Raw genomic sequence first — 502 nt, forward strand, 5'->3', positions numbered from 1 at the left:
GGGGCGAACTTCTCGATCTCACGTTCCCAGTTGCCCAGCAACGACGCCGGGCAGACGACGAGCGTCGGACCGGCCGTCGACGGATCATCCTGCCGGTGCAGGTGCAGCGCGATAACCGTGACGGTCTTGCCGAGGCCCATGTCGTCGGCGAGGCAGGCACCCAGGCCGAGCGAGGTCATCCGGTGCAGCCAGCGCACTCCGCGCAGCTGGTAATCACGCAGGTCGGCCGCGAGCGTGGCGGGCGCGTTGAGGTGGTCGTGTGCCGCCTCCGGATCCGCGATCCGCTTGCGCAGTGTCTCCAGCCATCCGGTAGGAGTGACGGCGACTCGCTCGCCGTCGATCTCCGCGGTACCTGTCAGCGCCGCGCCGAGAGCGTCGAGTGCGCCGAGGGCCTTGGGCTCCGTGTCGGCCGCTTTGCGGGCGAGCCTCGGGTCGAGCAGTACCCACTGGTCGCGCACTCGAGCGAAGGGCCGGCGCGTCTCTGCTAGTTCATCGAGCTCGG

The 502-nt window shown here is 69.7% G+C and carries 1 pseudogene; it reads right to left on the reverse strand.

Features of this window, described 5'->3' with window-relative positions:
- Positions 1 to 502 (reverse strand): annotated as a pseudogene (locus tag ELR45_RS35790) (SNF2-related protein); the annotation flags it as partial.

This window comes from Phytoactinopolyspora endophytica (assembly GCF_004138495.1).
Classification (GTDB): Bacteria; Actinomycetota; Actinomycetes; order Jiangellales; family Jiangellaceae; genus Phytoactinopolyspora; species Phytoactinopolyspora endophytica.